Genomic DNA, 21,942 nt, shown 5'->3' on the forward strand with positions numbered 1-21,942 from the left:
GTTCTCCTCGTCAAGCGCTCGGGTGCGGCGCCGGGGCGCGCAGTACGACATGGGCGTACGAGCCGGTGGCGCCCAGGGAGTTGACCAGCGCACGCAACGGCACGTCAGGGGTTCGCGACCGCCAGGCGCGCAGTTCGTCCACCACGCGCAGGGGCAGGTCGTTCCAGGCCACCAGCGGGTTACGGTGCGGAGCGAGCAGGGTCGGGGCGAGCTGTCCGTGCTCGAACTGCAGGAGGATCTTGGCAAGTTGGGAGAGGCCCGCCGCGGACTCCAGGTGCCCGATGTTCGGCTTGAGCGTCCCCACGGGTACGGCCTGGTGCTGCCTCTCCTGGCCGTTCACCGGCCCGGCAGCGGGGCCGAAGACGGCTCCGAGTGCCTCAAGTTCGGCCGCGTCGGCGAGGCTCGCTCCGGCCGCCGCGCACTCGACGTAGTCGATGTCCGACGGGTCGAGGCCGCCCTGCCGCAGACACTGCCGGAGGGAGTCCTTGAGGGCCTGCGCGCTGGGCGCACCGTAGCGGTCCGCGCGTCCGCTGTGGCCGATCCACGTCGCCTCGATCACGGCACGCCGGACATCGCCGTCACCGATCGCCGCGGGTTCGGGGCGCAGCAGCAGCGCACCGACGCCCTCGCCGGGGACCCAGCCCGCGCTGTCCGCGTCGAACGCTCCCGCGCTGCCATGGGGAGCCAGCAGGCCCAGGCCGTCGAGCAGCGCCCCGTGGTACGGGTGCGCCATCACGTTGACGGCCGCCACGACGGCCGCCCCGCACTCACCGCGCCGCAGACTCTCCACCGCCGCGTGGACGGCGGTCAGGGACGAGGAGCACGAGGTGTTGACGGCGACGCTCGGTCCGCGGAAGTCGAAGACATGGGACACCCTGTTGGGAAGATCGGCGGCCAGCGCGGAGAGCCTGGCGTCGCCGCTCTCACCCCACCGGTCCGCTCCCACCTGCTGGAAGTCGGGCCACATCGCCGCGACGAACACCCCGACCCGGCCCGCCGACCGGCTCAGCGAAGCGGCCGTGTGCCCGGAGTCCTCCAGGCAGGACCACACCGCTTGGAGCAGCAGCCGCACCTGCGGGTCCAAGGTGGCCGCCTCCACGGGCGGTACGGCGAAGAGCAGGCTCTCGAATCCCTCGATGTCGCTCAGGAATCCGCCGGTAAGGCCCTCGGGCACCTGACCCTTGCGGGCCGCCGGCGGCGCGCCGAGGCTTCTGCGCCCCTGGCTCAGCAGCTCCCACAGATCGTCGAGTCCGGCCGTCGCGGCGAAGCGCCCCGCCATCCCGGTCACGGCTACGGGGACGGCCAGGGGGGCGGGGACGACTACGGGGACGGGAGGAGCAGATACGTGCGCCACAGCTCCCTGATCCACAACTCCACGATCCACAGCTCCGTGATCGACGGCACCCCCCATGAAGGAGTGCAGGAACCTGTGCCCCTCGTCGAGGCGCAGCGCCTCGCGCAACCGGTCGTAGGCGAGCCCGCCGACCGGACAGAGCCCTACACCGCAGTCGACCTGCTCGCCCATGAGCAGCTGGCCCATGTACCCCGCCTCGACGGACAGGTAGAGCTCCGCGTTGTCCCCGTACAGCGGGGCGATCCCGTGCGACTGGCCGATGAGGAAGATCTCGAAGCCCGCCGCGTCGTACACCTGCCTGTTGTACGAGAAGTGGAGCTGCCGGCCCACGGCACCGGCGTCGGCCACCCACTGCAGCGCATGGTCGGCCGGCCGGTAGTAGTAGAGCCCGGCCGCCACTCCGTCCACTCCGCCCGGCCGCACGTGCGCGTAGACCTGGACGGCGTACGTGTCTCCGGCCGAGGGATAGAGGGAACGGTCCGCGTCCGCGATCCGCGTCCTGCGCAGCAGACCGAGCAGTCGGCTGAAGTCCTCGTGGGGCACGGGCCGCGCCAGGAACTCGCGCCGCGTGGCACGCCGCACATAGCGGCCGTCGGGCTCGGGTCCGCCGACCAGGGGCAGCGGCGGTCGCGCAACGTCGGCGGACCGCTCGTTCCATGCCTGCGCCTTGAACCTGGCCCGCTCATCGGCCGAGAAGAAGTCCACCTCTTGCGGGACCGTGGGCCGGGGAGGGGCGGTGTCCGGAGCACTGGACGTCGCGAGCTGCGCGGCCGCGTACCGGCTGATGCCCCGCACGGTGGGGTCGACGAGCAGCGCGTCCACCGGGATGCGCAGGCCGAGCCGCTCCATCAGCGCCGCCGAGGCCCGGACCATGGTGAAGGACGTGGCCCCCTGGTCCCAGAGGTCCGCTTCGGGGTCGAGCCCGCCGGAACCGAGCAGCCCGGCGAAGACCGTCTCGACGTGCTCGCGCACCGCGCTCTCGTCCGGTGCCGCCGCGGGGGCACCGGAAGGTTCGGCTTCGACACCGGCCTCCGTCGGTTCCGTCCCGGCGAGGCCCGCGTGGCTCTCCGCCGCGTCAAGGGGCCACGGCAGCGCGGCACGGTCCACCTTGCCGTTGTCCGTCGCGGGGAACGTCCGCAGATAGGCGACGGCGTTGGGCACCATGTAGTCGGGCAGGTCCTCGGCCGCGTGCGCGCGCAGCTCGGCCAGCCTGGGCGGGGGGCCGAGCGGGATGACGTAGGCGACGACCCTGCGGTCCCCGCCGCCGTCCGGCTGCGCGAGCACCACCACGTCCTTCACCGAGGGGTGCGACCGCAGTTGGTGCTCTATCTCGCCCAGTTCCACCCGGAATCCACGGACCTTGACCTGATGGTCGTCCCGGCCGAGGAAACAGATCGTCCCGTCGGGGAAGTAGGAGGCCCGGTCGCCGGTCCGGTACATCCGGGCGTCGGGGCGCGGCACGAACGGATCGGTGACGAAGCGCTCCGCGGTGAGCTCCGGCTGCCCCACGTACCCCTGGCTGAGGCAGTCGCCGCCGATGTAGAGATCGCCCGATTCCCCTACGGGGCAGGGTCGGCGGTCCGGGCCGAGGATGTAGTAGCGCGCATTGTCGATGGGCCGCCCGTACGGGATGCTGCGCCACGCCGGGTCCACCTCGCCGACCTCGAAGTGGTTCGACCAGACCGTGGCCTCGGTCGCGCCGCCGAGGCTCACGAGGCGGGCCTCGGTGAACACCGCGCGCAGGTCGTCGGGGAGGGTGAGCGGGGTGTAGTCGCCGCTGAGGAACACCAGGCGCAGCCGTCCCGTGTCGCCGGGGCCCTCAGCCGTGGGGAGCAGCGGCATCAGCTGGTGCAACGTGGTCGGCGCCGAGTTCCAGAAGGTCACCGGCTCGGTGAGCAGGACGTCCAACAGGAGCTGCGGGTCCCGCTGTTGGGCCGCGTCGGCGATATAGAGTCCGGCGCCGCACCCCAACAGTCCGAGCACGTCGAACACGGAGAGGTCGAAGCCGAGCGAGGTGACGCACAGGCCGACGTCATCGGGACCGAAGTGGTGCGTGCGATAACACCAGTTGAGCAGATTCAGCAGGGGCCTGTGGGTGACCGTGACCCCCTTGGGCGCCCCTGTGCTGCCGGAAGTGAAGATGATGTAGGCGGTGTCGTCGGGCGAGGCCGACGGCAGCGGATCGGTCTCCTCGCGGGGGTCGGCGTCGAGGGTGTCGGCGTATACGGCGGTGACGCCATCGGGCACCGGCCATCGAGCCTCGTCCATGCCGGTCAGCAGGGTGCAGGCCCCGGCCGTTCGCAGCATCAGTCCGGCCCGGCGTTCCGGCAGTGACGGTTCGAGGGGCAGGTACGCTCCGCCCGCCTTCAGGACGCCGAAGACCGCCGCCACCATGGCAGGGCCGCGCCGGTGACAGATTCCCACGACGGTCCCGGGGCCGACACCGCGGTCCCGCAGCCGCCAGGCGATCCGGTTCGCCCGGCGGTTCAACTCCCCGTATGTCATCGTGTCCCCACGCCAGCGCAGGGCCACCGCATCGGGGCGCAGCCTGGCCTGCTCCTCGAAGAGCAGGTGGGCGGGGCCCGGGACGGGGAACGGCCGCTCCGTGTCGTTCCAGAGGCGCGGAAGACTGTCCTGGTCGGGCGGTCGCGGCTCCGGAGTCGCGCTGACGTCGTCCGCGAGCCGGCCGAGCAACTCGCCGTAACGGGCGAAGAGTTCGTCGAGCAGCCCGGCGGGAAAGCCCGCGTCGACCGCGTCCCAGCAGTAGAGCAGCTCGTCGCCCTGGTCGACCGCGATGGCGTCGAGCCACACTCCCGGAGTGCTCGTCAGCCAGGGCCCTGGCAGCACATCCGGCCCGGGACCGGCCCGTGTTCCCCCGTCGAAGACACTGGTGTAGACGACGGGGTGGGCGTACGGCCGCTCCCCCGCCGCCCCCGCGGTACGCCTGCGCAGGGTGAGGCGACGCACGTGGGCAAGGCCGGAGGCAGCGTCGGCCTCCGCGTCTCTGGCCAGCTCACGCTCGTAGTGGGCGGCGCGGGTGAGCAGCGGCGCACCACGGTGGTCGGTGACCCAGCTCAGCGCTGTGTGCTCGCCGGGGTCCCGTCGGCGCGCCTGTCGTGTCCAGCGCACCACCGGCACCGCGAAGGGCTCGGCGCACCACTCGGCGATGACCTCGGTGAAGGCGGCGAGGAGCACCGCGTCGACGCTCAGGCCCCGGTCCTCGATGCGGGCCCGCAGCCCTGCCCAGGAGTTGAGCTTGGCCTCACGGCGGACCCGGTGCGGGGGAGCGCCGTCCGACGGCGCCATGTCCACGGGTGGGCCGGGCGGCAGTTCGCCGATGCGCTCGCTCCAGTACGCCTTCGCCTCGTCGAGCCCGAGTCCGAACCCGGCCCCGAACCCGGCGCCAGGGTGTCCCTCCGGCTCATCCTTCGGAGCCACCGCCGACTCGTCGGCGTAGAACCTGAAGAGCTCACCGGCGAGCCGCCGGATGCTGTGGGCGTCGAGGACCAGCAGGTCGACAGCCATGTGCACGCGATGGTGCCCCTGCGCCGTGCGCACGATACGCAGTTCTGTGTGCGGGCCGCGGGCGAGTGGGAACGGCCGGGCCGCCAGGGCGCGGCTCATCTCCTCGTCACTGTCCGCCAGTTCGGGCACGTACCAGCGTCGAGGTGCCCGCGCGGGGACGACGAGGTCTCCGGCCTCGCTCACCGTGGCCCGCAGTGCGGGGTACGCGCTCAGCAACCGCGTCCAGGCCCCGGCCAGGCGCTCCCGGTCGAGTTCGGCGCGGTCGAAGCTCAGGGCGACGAGGCAGCCTTCGCCCTCCGTGGCGTGGGCACGGGCAACGAAGTACGCCTGCTGAAGTTCGTTGAGGGGAGGCCGGGGCCGCGCCGACAGGCTCTCCAGGCTCTCCACCGCGTTGACGAAGTACGCGTACAGAAGCTCGATGTGGCCAGGGGCGAAGCGGGACTCCGCGATGTCCCAGCGGAAGCCCAGCTCACCGTCCTGGATCCACATCTGGTGGTCGAGAGCGACGGAGGAGGTCTGGCCCGCCACGTAGCGGGTACGGCGGGCGAACCCCTCGGCGGCCTCCGTGGTGGCGCCGTCCGTACCGTCGATCATGCTGGTGAAGACGACCGCGGGCGCCTCGTCGCGGCGCATGGCCCGCAGCACCTCCACGCCCGAGACGGTGGCGTGCCCGAGGTCCTCCCACAATCGCTGGTGGACGTCGCGGGCGCACGTTTCGAGGGAGCGTCCGGCGGCGGGCCGTGCGACGAAGACCATGCTGGAGGTGAAGGGGCCGACTACCCGTGCTGTGTCGGCAGGCAGCCGCATCCGCTCGCTGGTGGTCAGGGTCAGCGCGAAGGGCGCGGGGGTGCCGATCCGTTCCCAGGCCTCCGAGAACAGCGTGAGAAGCAACGCGGTCGGCGAGACCTCCCAGGCGTTCGCCACGTCCCGCACCGTCTGCCAGCGCTCCGCGTCGAACCGCCCCGTGCGCACCGTGCGCGGGACCGTCCCGCCGGGTCCGGAGCTGCTCGCGCCGAGCCGCGGCCCGGGGGGCGCGTCCGCGAGACGCTCCCGCCAGTAGGCGAGGTCGGCACGGTGGACGTCCGTCGTGCGCTGCTCGGCCAGCCACCGCACGCAGTCACGAGGGGTGCGCCCGACGGCGGGCAGGTCGCGCTCCGGCTGCCGGTACGCCTGCCACCAGTCGTCCAGAAGGACGTTGATTCCCTGCCCGTCGGTCAAGGAAGCGTCCAGGCTCAGGTGGACCACCGCCGGGCGCGGTGCGGCAGGCCGGGACACCTCGACGGTGAACAGCGGCCAGGCGCCCGGCGCGTACCGGTGGTGCGAGAGCCGGGCGCGGACCGCCGCCAGGTGCTCGTCGACGGCCGCGTCGCCGCCGTCCCCGGGCACCTCGTGGACGGTCGGTGTCCACGGGGGCGCGAGGGGTGCGACATGCTGAGTGCCGTCCTCGCCGATCACCGCTCGCAGCATGTCGTGGTGGTCGATCACCCGCTGCCAGGCGTCGTGCAGTCGCCCCGCGTCGAGGTCCGGCACATCGAACTCCCGGTACACATGGCACCCGACGCGGTCGTCACCGAGTGTCTTGCCCACCAGGTAGGCCTCCTGAAGGGGCGTCAGCGGAAAGCTGTCGGCCGCCTCGCCCCCATCACCGGCTGGCTCGGGGGTGGATGGCGGCGCGGGAGCATCGGCCGCGGTCCCGCGGGAGTCGCGGCGCGCGTCGATCAGCGCCGTCAGCCGGGCCGGGGTGCGGCAGTCGACCAGTTCCTTGAGGGACAGCTCCACACCGAGTTCGCTGTGCACTTCGAGCGCGATCCGGGCCATGGTCATGGAGTCCAGGCCGTGCTGGGCGAGCGGGGCATCGGGGTCGAGCCGGACGTCGGCGGGCAGCGCTCCGGCGACGATCCGGCCAACGGCCGCGGCGGCCGTGTCAGCGGCTGATTGCATCAACCCTCCTGGTCGAGGAACGCTGACACGCTAGGGTCCGCGGCGCGGCGCTGCCTGCCCACAATTGAGCAGGACGCCACCCGCGACACCGTCGCCGACCAGCCGCGATGGCCGCTCAACTTTGCGCAGCGAAGGCAGCGCGGAGCGGCCTAGGGTCTCGCCGTGGCCGAGGATGAACGCAGAAGTCGTGAGGTCCGTCTGGTCAGCCGCCCACGCGGCGGCCCGAGCCCGGACAGCTTCCGGCTCGTCGAGACCGTGGTGGGTCCCCCGGGTCCTGGACAGGTGCTGGTGCGCAATCTCTTCCTGTCGGTCGACCCGTACATGCACGCCCGGATGAGCGACGACGGGGGCGGTCTCGCCCCCTACCCGCTCGACGCGCCACCGACCGGCGGGGCCGTCGGCGAGGTCGTCGCAGGCCGGACGCCCGAGCTCGTCACCGGCGATCTCGTCGTGCACGACTTGGGATGGCGGGAGTACGCGGTGCTCGACGCCGGGCGGGTCCGGCCCGTCGATCCCTGGTCGGACGCACTGCCGCAGGACCATCTGGGCGCGCTCGGCCAGCCCGGCCTCGCCGCCTACGTCGGGATCCGGGACATCGCCCAAGTGCGCCCCGGCGACGTCGTGTTCGTCTCGTCGGCCGCCGGTGCCGTCGGTTCGCTCGCCGGGCAGATCGCCCGGATGTGCGGGGCGGCCCAGGTCATCGGCAGTGCGGGCAGCGCTGCGAAAGCCCGCCAGGCCGAGGAGCGTTTCGGCTACGACAAGGCCTTCAACTACCGGGAACGGCCGGTACGGATGCAGCTGCGCGCGGCGGCACCCGACGGCATCGACGTCTACTTCGACAACGTCGGCGGCGACCACCTGGAAGCCGCCCTCCTGTTGCTTCGGCCGTTCGGCCGGGTCGCGCTGTGCGGTGCCATGTCCCAGCTGAACCCGGCATCGGCCGAGGGCCCGCGCACGCTTCCGCTCGCCATCTCGCGGCGGCTGACGCTGCGCGGCTTCCTGGTCGACGACCACCAGGACCGGATGCCGCAGTTCACCCGGGACATGCAGGCCTGGCTGCGCGCCGAAACCGTACGGACGGACACCACTGTCGTCGTCGGCATCGAGCGGGTCGCGGAAGCGTTCCTCGGCCTGCTGCGAGGCGCACACACCGGGAAGACGGTCGTGCGCCTCACAGACTGACGGCTCGTCAGGGCAGCGTGACCACCATCGACGCATGGGCGAGTCCCGCCCCGAAGCCGGAGAGCAGGGCCTTGCCTCCGGCGGGCAGCCCGCCCTGCGCCAACAGCGCTTCCAGGCCCAGCGGGATGGAGGCCGCCGAAGTGTTCCCCTCGGTGATCACACTGCGGGCGACGACCACGGACGGCGGCAGGCCCAGAGACTTCGCCAGCCCCTCGACCAGGCGCAGATTGGCCTGGTGCGGGATGAACGCGGCCAGCTCGTCGGCGGCGACCCCCGCGGCCTCCAAGGCCCGGCGGCAGGCCGCGGAGATCTCCGTGAGGACCCAGCGGAACACCTCAGGCCCGCGCATCCGCAGGGTCGGCCACGGGACGTCGTCATCCCGCAGGTCCCGCCACGACGACGAGTGGGCGATCATCCGGTGGCGACCGCCGTCCGAGCCCCATACCACCGGCCCGATGCCCGGCTCCCGCGCGGCGCCCACCACGACCGCCCCCGCCCCGTCGGCGAACAGGAAGGCCGTGGACCGGTCCCCAGGGTCCACCACGTCACTCATCCGCTCGGAGCCGACCACGACGACGTGCCGACACGTGCCCGACCGTACGAGTCCGTCGGCCAGCGCGAGCGCGTAACCGAAACCCGCGCAGGCGGCCCCCACATCCATCGCCGCCGCGCCGAACCCGCCGATGGCATGGGCGACTTGGGGTGCGGCCGCGGGTGACTGACTCAAGTAGGACATGGACGCGAGCAGCACCATGTCCACGTCCGACGCCTGAACACCGGCGTGCGCCAGCGCCTTGTCCGCGGCGGCGGCCCCCATGGCGACGACGGACTCGTCATCGCCGGCGAACCGGCGGCTGACGATGCCGGAGTGCCGCCTGATCCAGCCGTCGCTCGACTCGATCGGCCCGCTCACCTCGTCGTTCCCCACCCGTCGCGCGGGGCGGTAGGCACCGACTCCCAGGATGCGGGCGCCAGGTGACGCCGTCGTCGGCCCGACCGTCATCGCCGCGCCCCCGTCCGCTGGTCACCACGGCCCTCGGAGAACCGCTTCAGTGTTCCGTCCACGTACTGGACGCGGCAGGCTCGCCGTCGCACTTTCCCGCTCGAGGTGCGGGGGAGAGTGCCGCGACGCACGAGGACGACCTCGTCGACCGCGAGGCCGTGCCGGTCCTTGACCGCGGCTGCGATGTCCGCCCGTAACCCCGTCGCCGAGGTACCCGCGAGGGCCCGGCCTCCCACCTCGACAGCGAGCACCACGCGCTCCCCCTGCCCCTCGGCCCGCGGCGGCGCGGGGAAGGCGACACAGCAGCCTTGATGCAGCCCGGAGCGGCTGTCCTCCACGATCTGCTCGATGTCCTGCGGGTAGTGGTTGCGGCCGAAGCGGACGATGACGTCCTTCAGCCGCCCGGTCACGTGGAGCTCTCCTGCCATCAGAAATCCCAGATCTCCCGTACGCAGGTACGTACGGTCGTCCAGGAGCGCCCCGAACGTCGCCGCCGTCTCGGCCTCGCGCCCCCAGTAGCCACGCGCCACACACGGCCCGCGCAGCCAGATCTCGCCCACCTCGCCGTCCTCGCGGGGCGCGCCGGAGGAGGGATCCACGATGCGTACGTCCGTCCAGGGGTCCGCGGCCCCACAGCTGACCACGGGTGTCGCGGCCCGGTGGTCCGCGGGCAGCGGCACTGCTCTCCCGCGCGCAAGATCTTCGGTGGCGACCCAGGTGGCCTGCGGTTTCTCGTCGGGGCGCGCGCCGCTCACCTTCAGGGTGTGCTCGGCGAGGCCGTAGCCGGGGCAGAGCGCCCTGGGGTCAAGACCGTGCGGCGCGAACGTGGCGGCGAACCGCTCCAGGGTGCTCCAGCGCACGGGCTCCGCGCCGTTCACCGCCGCGTGCCAGGACGACAGGTCGAGCTGAGGCAGCCCTACGTCCGCGGCACTGCTGAGGCAGAGCTCATAGGCGAAGTTGGGCGCGGCGGAGTGGGTGCCGCGAAACCGGTCGATGGCCTCGAGCCAGCGCATCGGTCGGCGTATGAAGGCGTCCGGTGCCATGAGATACGCCGGAAATCCGGCCCACAGTGGAAGAACCACCCCGAACAGCAGACCCATGTCGTGGAATTGCGGCAGCCATGACACCACGCGCGGTGCGCCCACCCCGGGCCACAACCGGTTCAGTTCCGCCGCGTTCGCACACAGGTTGCGGTGGGTGACCATGACTCCGCGGGGGCTGCCGGTGGAACCTGAGGTGTACTGGAGCAGCGCGAGCCCGTCCGGGTCCACATCGGGTTCGGCGAACGGCTCGTCTCGCGCGGGACGAGGTTCGTCGACCACCAGCCAGGCCAGTCCGCGGAGTTCGTCGTCGGCACCGTTCCGTCCGACGAGTTCCTCATGCACCGCGCGGGTCGTCAGCACGGTGCGGGCACCCGCGTCCTGGGCGATGCCCCGCAGCCGCGCGAGGCCGTCGCGCCGGGCGGGCACCTTGACCGGCGCGCTGACCACTCCGGCCCACTGACAGCCGAGCAGCGAGGCGATGAACTCGAGTCCTGTCGGGAAGCACAACACCACTCGTTCCCCGGCCAGACCAGCACGGCGCAGGCGCGCGGCGATCCCCGCGGCCTCGGCTCTCAGTTCCCCGTACGTCACGCTCGCGCCCGGCTCCTCACCGTCGCGCAGCATCACATGGGCGACGGTATCCGGCTCACGCTCGGCCCTGTCCCACAGGGCCTCGACGAGGCTCAACGCACCGTCCCCCATGTCTTCACCGGGCTTGTCAGTCCTCGTCTCCGCCATGTACGCCTCCGGCTCGGTCCGGGTTGATACCCCTCATCCTGCGTACTCGGATGGCGCACGGTTAGCGAAAACTGCGCGTATGGCAGGAGCGGACGGATGACGGCGTCGCCGGTGTGAGGAAAATCTGACACTGCCATATATCCTCCTGCCTCGCTAACGTCGTTCGAGGCGACGAAGAGTGCGGCACGGCACTCCTCCGCTTCCTAGAGGGACTCGGCGTGTCCCACTCCCGCGTTCCAGGCGGCTTGCGTTCCTGCTGGTCAAGGGGTGATTTCGCGTTCCAGCGTCCCCAACTGCCCGGATTTCGTAGCGGTTGGGCCGGATCATCCCGCAAGCTCACAACGTGCTCATCCGGGAGATCCCGCACGCCCATATCCACGCCCACATCGAGATCACCACTCCATGAGGCGTGGCAAAGAGCCCTGCTCCCGAGCACGTCTCAACAGCAACGACCTGAGGAGTTCGTAGATGCTTCGCAAGCGCTTAGGCCTGATCGGCACCCCCGTCGCGGCTGTCGCCCTGACCCTGACCGTTGCCGGGTACCAGGCCAGTGCGGCCGGGTCGCCGGAGTCGGGCGGCGCGGCACGGTCCGGCAAGGCCACCGAGGCGGCGGCGCCGTGCCTGCCCGGCGCCACGACGCTGGTCGGCGACCTCGACGGTGACGGCCGCCCCGACAAGATCATCAATCCCGGGCACACCGGCACCAAGATGACCGTCCAATGGGGCGCCGCGGACGGCTCGTTCGGCAGCAAGCAGGCCGTCGGCAAGCTCCTCGGTGCGAAGCCGGGGGAGGTCGCCACCGCCGCGGTCGCCGACTTCCAGAACGACGGCACCCTGGACATGATCGTCAACATCGTCACGCCCGCCGACGGGGACGACACCAACACGGCACGCGTCGCCGAATTCCGCCCCGGCCCGCTCAAGCGCTCGAACCTGGGCTCCGCCGCCGCCAAGCACTCCGACATCGGCGACCACGGCGAGGCCAAGCAGCTCCGGATCGCCAACTACGGCGACGACGCGTACCCGGACCTCGCGGTCTTCAACAACGACGGCGACGGGGTGTGGGAGCGGTCCGTGCGCCTGACGAAGCCGGGCAGCGGCCCCGGTGCGTACGACTACGACCTGGAGCAGAAGTACGGCGAGACCGGCACCCCGGCCGAGCCGCCGGCCATGCCCAGCGACGGCTGGAAGCACTTCTACAAGTCCTGCTCCTGACCGCCTCCGGGCGCCGCCGATCCCTGGACACCGGCGGCGCCCGGACGCAGGGGGAAACGCACCACCACAGGGACGCACCACCACAGTGACGAACCACCAGAGTGAGGAAGAGCGCTTGTCCAGCTCGCCCCTGGCCTCCCCGGCCTCCGTACCGATGACGAACCGGGTGCGGGTCACCGTCACCGCCCCCGACCCGATCAGCCGCGAGGGAGTCCTCAGCCAGTTGCGCCGGCACCCGGAGGTCGAACTGGACGGGGACTCCGGCCCTGCCGCTGTTGCCCTGCTCATCGAGGACACCCTCGACGAGGCCGCGCTGACCCGGCTGAGGCGCGCGGTGCGCGGCGAGGGTGTGCGGGCCGTGCTCGTCGCGGGTACGGTCCGCGAGCACGAGCTCCTGGAGGTCATCGAGTGCGGTGTGGGAGCCATCGTCTGGCGCCACGAAGCGACCGCACAGCGCCTGCTCCATGCGGTGCTGACCACCTCCAGGGGTGGCGGGGACCTGCCCGCGGACTTATTGGGCCAGCTCATCGGCCAGATGGGACGCCTCCACCGTGGCAGCGCCCGTGGCGGCACCGAACCGCCAGGTTCCTTCCTGGGCTTCACCAAGCGCGAGGGGGACGTGGTGCGTCTCGTGGCGGAAGGGTTCGACACTTCGGAGATCGCCATGGAGCTGTCGTACTCCGAACGGACCGTCAAGAACGTGATGCACGGCCTCACCACACGCCTGCACCTGCGCAACCGGGCGCACGTGGTGGCCTACGCCCTGCGTGAGGGGTACATCTGACCGAACGGCCTCGCCAGGGGTCCAAAGAGGCAGAAAGCACTCCCCCGCCGCCGTCCCTGACGTCCCCGCGTTCCCGCGCTGCCCTCCGCCGGGCGCCTCCGCCCTGCACGCGGCCGGCCTCGACGCGCCGCGGTCCTCCGGTCCCACGTGACCGTACTCCAGCCCGATCGTCGTCCTCACTCCGAGCTAGTTGGATGCAGTGTCAGGACGGCTTGAACGAGGCTGTGATGTGAGTGGTCGAGCAGCAGAATCTGCGCAGGAGCCGCCAGGACTTGAGGATGGCGACTGCCAGCAGGAGCCGGCGGCCGGCGTGGCACGGCAGGCCGTACTCGGCTGGCTACTCGATGCGTGTACTGAGTAGAGAGTGCCCGGAGCGAACGGCGCCGTGTGACACGTCAACCCCCCGGTTACGGTGCGATCCTGCTGCTCAACGCCGCCTCGTTCGCCGTACTCGCGACCCTGGCCTCCCGGCTGCCGGTGCTCAGCACGCCCGCGAAGAGCTTGCGTCGCCGTTTCTCGGTCGACGCACTGCGGGACGGACCGTTCCTGTCGTTCACCGGGATCAACGCGGTGCTCACCATGCACATGACCCTGCTGAGCATCGGCATACCACTGTGGATCGTCGAACACACCGAGGTCCCGGCCGCGGTGATCTCGCCCCTGGTGGCGGTCAACACCGTGCTCGCGGTCGCCCTGCAAGTACGCGCGAGCCGGGGGACCGACACCATCGCAGGCGCGGCACGGGGTCTTGTGCGCGCCGGCGGCTCCCTCGCGGTCTGCTGCCTGCTGCTCGTCGCGGCGCCGAAGCCGCCGGTCGTCCTGGCCGTCGGCGTGCTGCTCCTCGCCATGGTCGCGCTGACCGCCGGGGAGCTGTTCCAGTCCGCCGGTGGCTGGGGAGAGTCGTATCTGCTGGCGGCGCCCGGCCAGGAGGGCGTCTATCTCTCGGTCTTCTGGCTCGGCGTGGCCGTCCAGCAGATCGCGGCACCGGTCCTGATCGGCCTGGTCATCACGACCGGCACGACCGGATGGGTCGTCCTGGCCGCGCTGTTCGCCGTCTGCGGCCTCACGGCGCCGGTCATCGGCCGGTGGGCACAGGCGAACGGCCGGCCGCAGCAGGACCCGGCCCTGACCGAGGCCACCTGATCACCCATCATCCGAGGAGGAAAAATGTCAGTTCCGCTGTACGTCCCCGCCGGTGAAGGCGAATACGTCGACATCCGGGAGACGAAGAGGACGTACCTGAAGCTCACCACGCCCGATTCCAACCCGCGGTGATCGGCGGGGCCCTCGACATGCTTCACGGCCCGCCTGTCCTTACGCTGGACGCAGAGGTGAGGAGGACCGTCATGTCCGCCGTCACTGTGCACAAGGCAGCGCTGCGCGCGGGTCTTGAGCTGCCGTATGCCGAGGTGGGCGGCCCCTCGGGCACGCCGGTCGTGCTGGTCCACGGCTATGTCGACTCCTGGTGGACGTTCGAGCCGCTGCTGCGGCGCACGCCCTCCTCCCTGCACGTCTACGCGCCCACGCAACGAGGCCACGGAGACGCCGACAAGCCCCCGGACGGCTATCTCCCCGAAGACTTCGCGACCGACATCGTCGCCTTCATGGACAGCGTGGGGATCGAGCGCGCCGTACTGGTCGGGGCATCGAGCGGAGGCGTGCAGGCACGCATCGTCGCGGGCCGCTATCCCGACCGGGTGGCCGGGCTCGTACTTCTGGGCGTTCCGGTCGTCCTCGCCGACAAGCCCGCCGCCGCTGAGCTGTGGGAGGTCGTACGGCAGCTGGAGGACCCGGTGGACCGTGGCTTCGTGGAGCGGTTCGCGCTCGGCATGACGGCCGAGCCCGTCGCCCGCGGCTTCCTGGAGACCGTCGTCGACGAGAACCTCAAGGCTCCCGCCCGCGTGTGGCGGGAGACGCTGCGCGGCCTGCTCGAAACCGATCTGCGGTCGACACTGTCCGGAATCCTCGTACCTACGCTGGCCGTCTGGGGCGACCAGGACCCGATTCTGACGCGTGCGGAACAACAGACGATCCTCGACACCGTTCTCGGCTCCCGGCTGATCGTCTACGAGGGTGTGGGACACGTCGCGTACTGGGAAAGGCCGGAACGCGTGGCGAGGGACATCGCCGTCTTCGCGGCCCATTGCTTGTGAGTGCACTGCTTGTGAGTGCCATCAGTCGGCAGGCGTGCTGTGCTGGCCATAGGGAGTCGGCCGCCACGCGGCGGTCCCTCCGCATGCCTCTTATGGCACCCCCTCATCACACGAGCAAGGAGCAGCAGCCATGGCGATCTTCATGCATGCTTCCCTTCCGGGCGTCACCACCGACCAGTACGACACGCTCAACGCCAAACTCCAGGAGACGCCCGAGATCTTCGACGGCTGCATCGCCCACGTCTGTGTCCCGAGCGGCGACGGCCTGGACATCTACGACGTCTGGGAGTCCGAGGAGCACATGCAGGCGTTCAGCAAGAAGATCATGCCCATCGCCGAGTCGGTCGGCCTGTCCGGTCCCGGCGGAGAGCCCGAGTCGTCCTCCGTGCACAACTACTGGATCCCCTGAACCACAGAGCCTGGAAGCCGCAAAGCGTCGATTGCCGTGCGGGCCCGGCCCGCACGCGCGACCATGGAGACATGAAGCGGACATCTCTCGGCGATGTCAGCACACCGGGACGCGTCGCCGCTGCCGATGAGGGCATCGGCCAGGAAGAGCTGGCGCTCGCGGCACGCAATCACGGGCTTCCGCTGGAGGCCCTGCGCTACGACGTCACGCCGCCCGGCCTCCACTACGTGCTGGTCCACTACGACATCCCCGCGGTCGACGCGGACACCTGGCGGCTCTCCATCGGCGGGCGGGTCCGTACGCCCCTGGAGCTGGGGCTCGCCGAACTGCGGGCGCTGCCTGCCGTCACCCACCGGGTCACGATGGAGTGCGCGGGCAACGGCCGCGCACTCCTGAGCCCGCGCCCGGTCAGCCAGCCGTGGCTGGTGGAGGCGGTGGGGACCGCCGACTGGACGGGAGTACCGCTGCGGACGGTGCTCGCGGAGGCGGGGGTCGAGGACGGCGCGGTCGAGGCCGTGTTCACCGGCGCGGACCACGGAGTCGAGCGCGGCGTCGAGCAGGACTACCGCCGCAGCCTGCCGCTCCCCGTGGACGCGGACGTGCTGCTCGCGTACGCGATGAACGACTGCCCGCTGCCTCCCCAACACGGCTACCCACTTCGGCTCGTGGTCCCCGGCTGGTACGGCATGGCCCACGTCAAATGGCTCCGCACCGTCGAACTGACCGACACCCCATTCACCGGCTTCCAGCAAGCCGTGGCGTACCGGTTCCGGCAGTCGCCCGACGACCCCGGCGAGCCCGTCACCCGGATCGCCCCGCGCGCCCTGCTGATGCCGCCAGGCTTCCCGGACTTCATGTCACGGGTACGGGTCGTGCGCCCCGGCCCTGTGGAGCTCGAGGGGCGCGCCTGGTCCGGGCACGGGCCGGTCACACGGGTCGAGGTCAGCGCCGACGACAGCCGCACCTGGACCGACGCCGAGGTCGCTCCCCGTGGGCCGCACCGCTGGGGATGGCAGGCCTGGCACACCACCTGGACCGCGACGGCCGGCCGCCACATCCTGTCGGTCCGGGCAACCGACGCCGAAGGACACACCCAGCCCCTCCAACAGCCCTGGAACCGAGGGGGCTTCGGAAACAACCTCGTACAACGCGTCCCTGTCCTGTGCTCCTGAGCATCACTCGCTCTTGCGCGCCACACCCGCGTAGAAGCCGATCTCGCGGGAAGCCTCGGGCGGCGTACCCTCGGGGCGCCAGAACGGCGCCTGGGCCAGGCCGGGCTCGACGAGGTCGAATCCGTCGAAGAACCGCTCGATCTCCGCGCGAGTCCGCAAGTTCAACGTGGCGGTGGCGTTGCTGTAGACGGCTTGGGCGCCCTCGCGATCGGCGAAGTCGGCTGTGGCGTGTGAGAGCACGAGGAGGCTTCCGGCCGGGAGCGCGTCGCGCAAGGTGGCGACGATGTGCTCGGGCGCCTCCTCGTCGGTGACGAAGTGGAGAATGGCGACGAGGAACAGAGCCACAGGTTCGTTGAAGTCGATGAGCCGACGGATGTCGGGGTGGTCCAGGATGTCCTGTGGGCTGCGCAGGTCGGCGAGCACGATGTCGGTCGTGCCCGAGCTGCTCAACAGGGCGTCCCCGTGAGCTTTCACGATCGGGTCGTTGTCGATGTAGGCGACCCGCACATCCGGGGCCACGCGTTGAGCGATCTCGTGGATGTTCGGCGATGTCGGCAGCCCGGTGCCGACATCCAGGATCTGGCGGATGCCGCTGCCGACGGCGAATCGCACCGCGCGTTCCAGGAAGGCGCGGTTGGCCCTGACGCCTATGCGGGCTTCCGGTGCCGCCGCGACGAGTTCGTCACCGGCCGCCTGGTCCACCGGGTAGTTGTCCTTCCCCCCGAGGAGGTAGTCGTACACCCGTGCCGGATGCGGCTTGCTGGTATCGATCCCCGAGGTGCCCGCACCGTCAATCACACGTCACTCCTGCCCGCGACCGTGCCGGCCGCCCGATGAAATGCCGACAGCATGTCACAGCAACTCCCCGCCCATATATGCCTATTGACCTGGGCGGCCAGGTCTACGGACGGTCACCGGACCGGCAGCATTCCTGCGCCACCGCGATGAAGGCCAGCTTCGCCCGCTTGAGTTCGTCCGGGCTCTCATGGCGGCGCAGACAGTCGATGAGGTGCTGTGCCGCGGCAGCGGCGGTCGGGGGGCCTTCCAGGAGCACCCCGCTCAAGGCGCGTTGCAACAGGACTTCGTCGGCGGACTGCCCCCGCCCGGTCCGCTCGGTCAGGATCCTCGCCTCCGCGGCTCCGAGGAACTCCGCGTAGGTCTGGCGGCGCAGGGCGAACTCGCGGTGGCCGGACTCGGCACGCAACGTCATGCGTACCGAATCGAGCAGCGCGTCCGCCTGGCGATCCCCCGCGTGACGTGCCGCAGCAGCCTGGCGGATGCCCGCGCTGCGGGTGTACCAGCCGGTTACCACGCTGCCCGCGACCGCCGAACCCGCGGCGATCAGGGCGATTCCCCAGTCACTCATGCCGCCATCCTCGCGATCAGGCACGGCTTGACACACCACCTTGCCAAATGTGCGGCACGGATCACTCTCCGCGACCTTCGAACAGCGCACGATAGGATCGGATCATGTCGCCCGACGACGCGAGTGAACCCGCCCCGACCTGCGGAAACAGCAGTGTCCAGCTACCGTCTCCCGGTAGAATGGAGACTTACGGGCGACGGGCGACGGGCGACGGGCGACGGGCGACGGGCGACGGGCGACGGGCGACGGGCGACGGGCGAGCGGTTCTGTTCGCGGCTCGCTCCGCGGTTGCCCTGTATCGGCTGCTCGACGTTCTTCCCGTCTTCTCCGGAGACGCCAGGATCACCCGCCTGTTCACCCTCGTCCCCGGCTCCGACTTCGGAGCCGACGCCTTCTCCGCGATCGACGCCCTCGGTGGTCGCACGGTGCCGTGGAGCGAAGCGTGCGGGCGCTCTTACGACCTGATCGTCGCCGCGAGCCCGAAGGGCGATCTCAGGCTGCTGCGCGGCCCGCAGGTCCTCATCCCGCACGGCGCCGGTTTCAACAAGTCGATCCGCGACGAAGGCTCGGCCGACTCGGCATCCGGACTTGACCCGGAGTATCTGCGACGAACGCACGACCATGCTCCGGCAGCCCTGCACGCCCTGGCCCACCCCGATCAGGTCGCCAGGCTGGCCGCCATGGACCCGCAGGCCGCCCGGCGCGCGAAGGTGATCGGCGATCTCACTCTGGAACGCGTCCTCGCCTCGGCCTGCCTGCGTGACCGCTACCGGGCCGCGCTGGGCACCGGGGCCCGCAAGTTGCTGGTCCTTGCCTCCACCTGGGGCCCCGAGTCACTGGTCCGGCGGCATCCGGGCCTCCCCGCCGCGCTCGCGACCCGACTTCCCTACGATGAATACCAGTTGGCGCTCGTCATCCATCCCAATGAGCGCAGCCTGCTGGGGACGTACGAGCTGAACGAACGGCTGGCGCCGGCCCTCGATGCGGGACTGATCCTGCCGGATCCGCACGAGGAGTGGGCCTCCGCCCTGATCGCCGCGGACACCCTGGTCACCGACCATGGATCGGCGGCGCTGTACTACTGCGCCGCCCAGGACCGCCCCGTCGTGAGCGTGCACCCCGGCGGCGGCGAACTGATACCCGGCAGCCCGATGGCCGTACTCCTTGACCGGGTACCGCAGTTGGGCCAAGCCGAGGACATCACCGACGCGCTGCGGGCGTACCGGCAGGGTCCCGGGCGCGCCGCCGCTCAGGCCGCGTTCGCGTCGGCCGGTGGCGCCGTGGACCGGCTGCGGACCGAGGTCTACGCCCTGCTCGGCCTCGCGCCACCCACCCACGGCGCCACACCCCCGCTGCTGCCATCGCCCGCGCCCGCCACACGTGTCCCCGCCGCGTTCGACGTCCATGTGGCGACGAGTACGGCCGGGGTCCGGATCACCCGGCACCCGGCCGGTATCGGCCTGCCCGGCCATCACCTGGCCGTGGAGCATGGCGCCACCGGGGAGCAACTCGCCCGTTCCGCAGGCCTGTTGTACCGCCGCCCGCTCCCGGCGTCCGCCGCCCCGGTGGACCAGGCCTGGACCGCCGACGGGTGGACCCGGCACACCCTGTCCGCCTATCCGGGCTGCCGTTCTGCGGCGGCTCTGCTGCCGTCCGGCGGGGTCCTGCTCAGAGTCCGCGGTCATGAGCGGACGTACGCCGTCCAGGTCGAACCCCGGTCCGAAGCGGGCCGGATCGTACGGATCGACCCGGCGATCGCACTGTCGGCCGCACACGCCCGGTTGATCTCACCCGGGTTGATCTCGCCTCGGTCGATCTCACCTCGGTCGATCAACCCTCAGCCCGCCCCCGACAGCCTCACCGTGCTGAACTGCCTCGTCGGAGAGCGGGCCTTCCGCATCACCATCCGCCCGGCCACGGACACCGAAGCCAAGCAGGTGATCTAGGGCCCAGTGCCTGCCTCGGCACTAGCCCAGGCCGTTACGCCGCCGGAAGGTCCGGGCCGCCACGCGATGCTCCTCGGCCTCCGCCAAGTGCCCCTCGGCCGCGTCCAGTTCGGCCAGGGCGTCGTGGACACGCGCCAGGTCGGAGCCCGAGCGTCGTTTGTCGGCCTGCTCGAGCGACTGCTGGTACAGCCCACGGGCCTCGTCCAGCCGGCCTAGGCGGTACAGGACCCCGGCGAGAGCGAACGCCGAGCGTCCGATCAGCCTCTCCCGCTGCTTCGCCACGAACCCGCTGTGTGCCTCGGCCAGCAGACGATGCGCCGCATCGAGGTCGGCCACCTTCGCGCTCGCCTCCCCCATCCGATAGGTCTGGAGCAGCACGCCGTAGGGGTTGGGGATCGCCCGGTGCATGTCGCGGGAAGCCGCGAAGTCGGCCAGCGCGGCATTCCACTCGCCCCGTGCGCCCTTGAGCATCCCGCTATGCTCGACGGCCGACGCGGCGAGCTTGCGGTCCCGTTCCGAGTCCCCCAGCAGTTCGAGGGCGGACATGGCCCTGTCGATCTGCTCCTGGGCCTCGCTCAGCTTCTCCGACTCCCACAGCGGCCTGGCCAGCTGGCAGCGCATCCGCACCAGCCACCCCGCGTTCCCTCCGTGCCTGACTGCCGAGTCGACGGCACGCCGGAAGACCTCGACGACCTCGGACTGGTGAGGATGGTCAAGGGCATGTGTCCACACCGGCTCGGCGAGCGCCACGGCCTCGGTGTCCATCTCGCGGCCGTGGGCCAGGCGCGAGCACGCGAACAGCACATGCCGTTCCTCGTCAAGCCAACGGGCCGCGCGAGCGGCGTGTTCAGCCCGGTCCCCGTCGTCCACGACCGCGTTCGGATCCTCCAGTGGAACGTCCGGCGCACCGGGAACAGGATCGAGAAGGTCTACGACGGTCAGCCGACGGCCTGCCGCGAACCGGTCCGCCAGCTGAGCCTGCCGGACGAACCAGCGCACCAGCCTCATCTGTGCCTCGGCGACCTCTCCTCCCGCCGCCTCGCGACGGGACCGGCGCAGGGCGTGTGCGCGCAGCGGTCCTGCCAGCCTCAGCTGGCCGGCCTCTGTCAGCGACAGCAGACGCAGGTCCAGTAATCCGGCCCGGTCCAGTTCCTCCAGGGCGTCCTGGCAGTCCTCCGGCCCAAGTCCCGACAACGCGGTGGCGGAGTGGAGCGTGAACGTCTCGCCGGGATGGTGCGCGAGCAACCGGTAGAGGAGGGCCGCCGGGCTGGACAGCTCGGCGTACGCCGTGTCCCAGATCCGCTCCACGCCGGACACGCCCTTCTCGTCCAGCTCGGCCGTGAGGTCGGCGAGGAGGCGGGAGAGCGGACGCAGCCGGTGGGTGCGCACCCACCGGCCGGCCACGTGCAGCGCCGCGGGGAGGCCGTCGCACAACCGGATCACCGTCCGCGCCGCTGCCGGGTCCGCGGCCAGGCGGTGGTCACGGACGATCAGCTCGAGGAGCTCCGTCGCCGACCGCTCGTCCAGTGGCCGCAGGACGAGATCCACCGCAGCGCCGGCTTCGAAGTCGTGCAGCGGACCGTGGCTCGTGACGATCACCACGCTGGCGCCCGACGCCGGGAGCAGGGGTACGACCTCCGAGGCGTACCGGGCGTTGTCCAGCAGGAGGATCAGCTTCGCGCCGGAGGTCCTGTTCCAGTACTGCCCGCACCGAGCCGCGTACTGAGCCCGCACCTGGTCCGGCACGACGTCGAGGGAGTTCAGCAACTGGGAGAGCACATCGCCGGGGTCCACCACGCCGTCCGCCCGGAAGTCGTCCAGGTCGACGGAGAGCACACCGTCCGTGAAGGGATGACGCTCGCCCAGCGTGCGGGCGAGCAGAACGGCCAGCTCAGTCTTCCCCAGGCCGCCCGGCCCGCTCAGGGCAAGGACCAACGGGCGAGAACGGCTCCGCCAGTCCGTCACCGCGCGCAAGGCGCGTTCCCGCTCGTCGTCGCGGTTGACGAAGTACACCGGCTCCGGCGGAAGTTCGACCCTCACTACAGCCCTCTCGACCCTCTGCGGTGCCGTGCAGACATCCCTGCGGACACTTCCCGACGATCATGCACTCT

14 protein-coding genes and 1 pseudogene are annotated in these 21,942 nt (G+C 71.1%); 8 read left to right on the forward strand and 7 right to left on the reverse strand.

The window, feature by feature from the left end; translation table 11 throughout:
- Positions 1 to 10: 10 nt before the first annotated feature.
- Positions 11 to 6,820 (reverse strand): amino acid adenylation domain-containing protein, encoded by a 6,810-nt coding sequence (locus ACGFSB_RS21030; protein ID WP_393401319.1) that lies wholly within the window; start codon positions 6,818 to 6,820, stop codon positions 11 to 13.
- A gap of 162 nt (positions 6,821 to 6,982) precedes the next feature.
- Between ACGFSB_RS21030 and ACGFSB_RS21035 the strand changes: the two genes are divergently transcribed.
- Positions 6,983 to 8,002: an NADP-dependent oxidoreductase gene (locus ACGFSB_RS21035; protein ID WP_393401322.1), complete on the forward strand. Its 1,020-nt coding sequence runs from the start codon at positions 6,983 to 6,985 to the stop codon at positions 8,000 to 8,002.
- Between the two features lie 7 nt (positions 8,003 to 8,009).
- Here ACGFSB_RS21035 and ACGFSB_RS21040 read toward each other — a convergent pair whose 3' ends face one another.
- Both ACGFSB_RS21040 and ACGFSB_RS21045 read right to left on the reverse strand, forming a co-directional pair.
- Positions 8,010 to 9,005, reverse strand: a complete 996-nt coding sequence (locus ACGFSB_RS21040; RefSeq protein ID WP_393401324.1) for a beta-ketoacyl-ACP synthase 3 — start codon at positions 9,003 to 9,005, stop codon at positions 8,010 to 8,012.
- Positions 9,002 to 10,786 (reverse strand): fatty acyl-AMP ligase, encoded by a 1,785-nt coding sequence (locus ACGFSB_RS21045; protein ID WP_393401327.1) that lies wholly within the window; start codon positions 10,784 to 10,786, stop codon positions 9,002 to 9,004. Before ACGFSB_RS21045 ends, ACGFSB_RS21040 begins: the two co-directional genes overlap by 4 nt.
- A 468-nt stretch (positions 10,787 to 11,254) precedes the next feature.
- Between ACGFSB_RS21045 and ACGFSB_RS21050 the strand changes: the two genes are divergently transcribed.
- Positions 11,255 to 12,001: an FG-GAP repeat domain-containing protein gene (locus tag ACGFSB_RS21050; protein ID WP_393401329.1), complete on the forward strand. Its 747-nt coding sequence runs from the start codon at positions 11,255 to 11,257 to the stop codon at positions 11,999 to 12,001.
- Between the two features lie 154 nt (positions 12,002 to 12,155).
- Complete coding sequence (locus ACGFSB_RS21055) at positions 12,156 to 12,785, forward strand: LuxR C-terminal-related transcriptional regulator (protein WP_393401981.1); 630 nt, start codon at positions 12,156 to 12,158, stop codon at positions 12,783 to 12,785.
- Positions 12,786 to 12,961: 176 nt separating this feature from the next.
- On the opposite strand, the pseudogene ACGFSB_RS21060 reads toward ACGFSB_RS21055, so the two are convergent.
- Positions 12,962 to 13,098: pseudogene (locus tag ACGFSB_RS21060) on the reverse strand (IS5/IS1182 family transposase); the annotation flags it as partial.
- A 74-nt stretch (positions 13,099 to 13,172) separates the two neighbouring features.
- On the opposite strand from ACGFSB_RS21060, the gene ACGFSB_RS21065 reads away from it, so the two are divergent.
- The 4 genes from ACGFSB_RS21065 to ACGFSB_RS21080 all read left to right on the forward strand — a co-directional run bounded on the left by ACGFSB_RS21065 (position 13,173) and on the right by ACGFSB_RS21080 (position 16,519).
- Entirely contained in the window at positions 13,173 to 13,928 is a 756-nt protein-coding gene (locus ACGFSB_RS21065; protein WP_393401331.1) for a hypothetical protein, read from the forward strand.
- 203 nt (positions 13,929 to 14,131) lie between these two features.
- On the forward strand, positions 14,132 to 14,938 hold the full coding sequence (locus tag ACGFSB_RS21070) for an alpha/beta fold hydrolase (protein ID WP_393401334.1): 807 nt from the start codon (positions 14,132 to 14,134) through the stop codon (positions 14,936 to 14,938).
- A gap of 130 nt (positions 14,939 to 15,068) precedes the next feature.
- Positions 15,069 to 15,347, forward strand: coding sequence for a hypothetical protein (locus tag ACGFSB_RS21075; RefSeq protein ID WP_393401336.1), 279 nt, complete (start codon positions 15,069 to 15,071; stop codon positions 15,345 to 15,347).
- 71 nt (positions 15,348 to 15,418) lie between these two features.
- The gene (locus ACGFSB_RS21080) at positions 15,419 to 16,519 is read left to right on the forward strand and encodes a sulfite oxidase (RefSeq protein WP_393401338.1); all 1,101 of its coding nucleotides are present in this window, start codon (positions 15,419 to 15,421) and stop codon (positions 16,517 to 16,519) included.
- A 3-nt stretch (positions 16,520 to 16,522) separates the two neighbouring features.
- Here the strand turns inward: ACGFSB_RS21080 and ACGFSB_RS21085 are convergent, their stop codons facing one another.
- Positions 16,523 to 17,317, reverse strand: coding sequence for an SAM-dependent methyltransferase (locus ACGFSB_RS21085; protein ID WP_393401340.1), 795 nt, complete (start codon positions 17,315 to 17,317; stop codon positions 16,523 to 16,525).
- A 103-nt stretch (positions 17,318 to 17,420) separates the two neighbouring features.
- Positions 17,421 to 17,885 carry a hypothetical protein gene (locus tag ACGFSB_RS21090; RefSeq protein ID WP_393401342.1) on the reverse strand — a complete coding sequence of 155 codons (465 nt, stop codon included), beginning with the start codon at positions 17,883 to 17,885 and terminating at the stop codon, positions 17,421 to 17,423.
- Positions 17,886 to 18,064: 179 nt separating this feature from the next.
- On the opposite strand from ACGFSB_RS21090, the gene ACGFSB_RS21095 reads away from it, so the two are divergent.
- On the forward strand, positions 18,065 to 19,831 hold the full coding sequence (locus ACGFSB_RS21095) for a translation initiation factor 2 (protein ID WP_393401345.1): 1,767 nt from the start codon (positions 18,065 to 18,067) through the stop codon (positions 19,829 to 19,831).
- Positions 19,832 to 19,852: 21 nt separating this feature from the next.
- On the opposite strand, the gene ACGFSB_RS21100 is transcribed toward ACGFSB_RS21095, so the two are convergent.
- Positions 19,853 to 21,871 (reverse strand): hypothetical protein, encoded by a 2,019-nt coding sequence (locus ACGFSB_RS21100; protein ID WP_393401348.1) that lies wholly within the window; start codon positions 21,869 to 21,871, stop codon positions 19,853 to 19,855.
- Positions 21,872 to 21,942: the final 71 nt, after the last annotated feature.

The organism is Streptomyces sp. NPDC048441, from assembly GCF_043200235.1.
GTDB lineage: Bacteria > Actinomycetota > Actinomycetes > Streptomycetales > Streptomycetaceae > Streptomyces.

Bases quoted from the DNA above. Each gene is read 5' to 3' on its own strand.
- ACGFSB_RS21095 (WP_393401345.1), top strand. From the start codon at position 18,065: ATGGAGACTTACGGGCGACGGGCGACGGGCGACGGGCGACGGGCGACG.
- ACGFSB_RS21080 (WP_393401338.1), top strand. From the start codon at position 15,419: ATGAAGCGGACATCTCTCGGCGATGTCAGCACACCGGGACGCGTCGCC.
- ACGFSB_RS21070 (WP_393401334.1), top strand. From the start codon at position 14,132: ATGTCCGCCGTCACTGTGCACAAGGCAGCGCTGCGCGCGGGTCTTGAG.
- ACGFSB_RS21050 (WP_393401329.1), top strand. From the start codon at position 11,255: ATGCTTCGCAAGCGCTTAGGCCTGATCGGCACCCCCGTCGCGGCTGTC.
- ACGFSB_RS21075 (WP_393401336.1), top strand. From the start codon at position 15,069: ATGGCGATCTTCATGCATGCTTCCCTTCCGGGCGTCACCACCGACCAG.
- ACGFSB_RS21040 (WP_393401324.1), bottom strand. From the start codon at position 9,005: ATGACGGTCGGGCCGACGACGGCGTCACCTGGCGCCCGCATCCTGGGA.
- ACGFSB_RS21090 (WP_393401342.1), bottom strand. From the start codon at position 17,885: ATGAGTGACTGGGGAATCGCCCTGATCGCCGCGGGTTCGGCGGTCGCG.
- ACGFSB_RS21045 (WP_393401327.1), bottom strand. From the start codon at position 10,786: ATGGCGGAGACGAGGACTGACAAGCCCGGTGAAGACATGGGGGACGGT.
- ACGFSB_RS21055 (WP_393401981.1), top strand. From the start codon at position 12,156: ATGACGAACCGGGTGCGGGTCACCGTCACCGCCCCCGACCCGATCAGC.
- ACGFSB_RS21030 (WP_393401319.1), bottom strand. From the start codon at position 6,820: ATGCAATCAGCCGCTGACACGGCCGCCGCGGCCGTTGGCCGGATCGTC.